At 49.7% G+C, this 2,751-nt stretch carries 2 protein-coding genes; one reads left to right on the top strand and one right to left on the bottom strand.

Translation table 11 applies throughout. The annotated features are described in order from the left end of the window. Positions 1–1,543: sigma 54-interacting transcriptional regulator (locus DBO31_RS07805; protein ID WP_150824865.1), on the bottom strand; the 1,543-nt coding region annotated here is incomplete at its 3' end. A gap of 212 nt (positions 1,544–1,755) precedes the next feature. On the opposite strand from DBO31_RS07805, the gene DBO31_RS07800 reads away from it, so the two are divergent. Beyond that, positions 1,756–2,751: CaiB/BaiF CoA-transferase family protein (locus tag DBO31_RS07800; protein WP_150824864.1), on the top strand; the 996-nt coding region annotated here is incomplete at its 3' end.

The raw sequence follows: 2,751 nt of genomic DNA, 5'->3' as shown, positions 1-2,751 counted from the left end.
CAGATTTTTTTACGGTGTGCCCGGCGAATTCCGACAGGAAATGGAGAAAGAGGTAGACAATATCGGCAGGCCGTTCGTCGAGAGACGGCAGGGTAAGAGTCAGGGTGTTCAGGCGGAAGTATAGATCCTTGCGGAACGCGCCCTCGTTGATTTTTTCGATGATATCCGTATTAGTGGCGGAAATGATGCGGATATCGAGGGGAATGACATAGTCGGAGCCGATGCGCATGACCTGTTTCGTTTCCAGGACACGCAGGAGCTTGGACTGGATAGCCGGCGACATGCTGTTGATTTCATCGAGGAAAATCGTTCCGCCGTGGGCCAGCTCGAATAATCCCGCTTTGCCTTCCTTACGGGCCCCGGTAAAAGCGCCGCTTTCATAGCCGAAGAGTTCGCTCTCCAGCAGTTCCGGTGGCAGGGCGGCGCAGTTGACGGCGACGAAAGGACCGCTGCGGCGGGGACTGGCATTGTGGATGCTCTGGGCGAAAAGTTCCTTGCCGGTGCCGCTTTCTCCCTGGATGAGGATTGGTGCGTCATAGGCGGCCATCGTCTCTGCCGTTGCCTTGAGGGCTTTCATTTTTGCATCCGCCGTCAGGATATCAGCGAAATGATGCACTGCCGTCAGCCCCGTTTTGGAGAGTTTATAGCGGATATTCTTTTCCATTTTTTGCAGCTGCGTGACATCACGGATGCTCAGGATGTACCGGGTCTGCTTGTCGATAGAAAAGGGTGAGGAATTCAGTACGAGCGTATAAGGTGGTTTTTCTATGATTGTATTGGAATAGGAATAGGCATGGCTTCCCTGCTGCCTGGGGAGAATGGTTTCCATAGACGGCGTATCTTCCCTGATCTTCAGGAACAGCCGGGCCTGTTTGTTAATATGGGAAATAGTGCCTTCGGCATCGTACATGATGATGCCTTCATCGACGTGGGACAATACAGAGGAGAGCAAAGATAACTGCTGCCGTTCCCGCTTATTGAACGAGGCCAGGTCGTGGGCATACTGATACAGTGAAAAGATAGTCGGATTGCTGGGCATGATAGTAAATATGGGCAGAGGAATGTTGGTGATGCGTGGCAGGATAGCTGTGCCGACGATAGCAATATCGGGACCGACATCGAGACTGTCCACCAGATGTTCCAGATCTGGCCGGTCTTTATAGGTATATATTTCCGTTTTGCTCCGTAATTCCGGCGGACACATAGAACTTTCGAAGATGACACTGGAATTCAGGAGAAGGTAGATTTTTTTATACTTCCGTGCCTGTTCCAAGGCGTACATAATATCATAGGTCGAAATGTACAGACGCAGGACCGGGACTTCCCGGATGACAGGAGCTAGTTCCTGATAGGTGCCGCCGCTGGCGATGAGAACTTGTGCCCCTTCTTTTATCATATCCCGGGCCTGCCGGAAGATATGATTGAAATCGAGTATGGCTACGTCAATGGGCATACTGTCCGGTTCTTTCGTGTGATTCCATAAGGCTTGTTCGATTTTATTTTTCATGACCTGGTCAGTGGCCAGGAAGCAGATTTTTTCCAATATCCTCACCTCGCTTTCAGTGTACGGGAAAATAGGGATAATGTCAAATTAATGTAAAAAAATATATACGCCGCTTGCAGTTCATCCCGCACATACACCGCTAGATCCCTATATATGGCTAATTTCATATTTGGCATTGAAATTTCATATATACTGGCGAATGAAATGCTCATAAGACTGATTGTATAAAAAGAAAGGAAAAGGTGAAAGACATGACTGAAGGATTATTGGAAGGTATCCGCGTTCTCGATTTTACAGGTTTCCTGGCTGGTCCCTACTGCGGGATGTTCCTGGCTGATATGGGAGCCGATGTCATCAAAGTAGAAAATTTACTGACCAAAGGCGAATTCTGCCGCTATGCCCGGCCACTGGAAGAAAAGACAGGCCGCAGTATGTATTTTGGCAATCTGAACAGGAACAAACGCGGTTTTGCCGTCAATCTGAAATCAGAAGATGGGAAAAAGGCCTTTGCTGAATTGGTCAAATCGGCCGACGTGCTTCTAGAAAATATGCGTCCCGGCGTTATCAAAAAATTAGGGTTCGGCTACGAAGAATGTAAAGCCCTGAATCCGCGCATCATATTTGCTTCCATTTCCGGCTTTGGCCAGTACGGCCCCTATTCTTCCCGTCCGGGATATGATCTCATCGCCCAGGCTATGGGCGGCTCCATGAGCATTACCGGATGGCCCGGTTCGGAACCGACCCGTGCCGGCATGGCAATCGGCGACATGATGGCCGGCATGAATTGCTGTATGGGCATCCTGGCATCGCTGATTAAGCGGCAGAAGACCGGCGTAGGCCAGAAAATCGATGTAGCTCTTGTCGATTCCATCGTCTCCGGCCTGGAAGCCAAATGCATGCAGTATCTGTATACCGGCAAAGTTCCTGAAAAGACGGGTAATAAATACATTTCTTCCGCTCCCTACGATTCCTTTAAAGCAAAGGATGCCTATTTCGTACTGGCCAGCGGGACGGACAAGCATTTTGAACACCTCTCGGCAGCCATGGGCATGCCTGAACTGGCACAGAATCCGTTGTACAAGAATACGGAACTGCGCAAAAAGAATGCCGATTCCCTGAAAAAAATCATCGAAGACTGGGCCAGCGATAAGACGAGCCGGGAAGTCGTCGATATCATTCTCGGTGCAGGCGTTCCGGCCGGTCCGATTTATGATATTGCCGACGTATGCAACGATAAGAATATCGTT

The organism is Megasphaera sp. DJF_B143 (genome assembly GCF_900320625.1).
Lineage (GTDB): Bacteria > Bacillota > Negativicutes > Veillonellales > Megasphaeraceae > Megasphaera > Megasphaera hexanoica.
The sequence above is the reverse complement of the archived record's forward strand: the minus strand, read 5'-3'. Positions and strand labels throughout refer to the sequence as shown.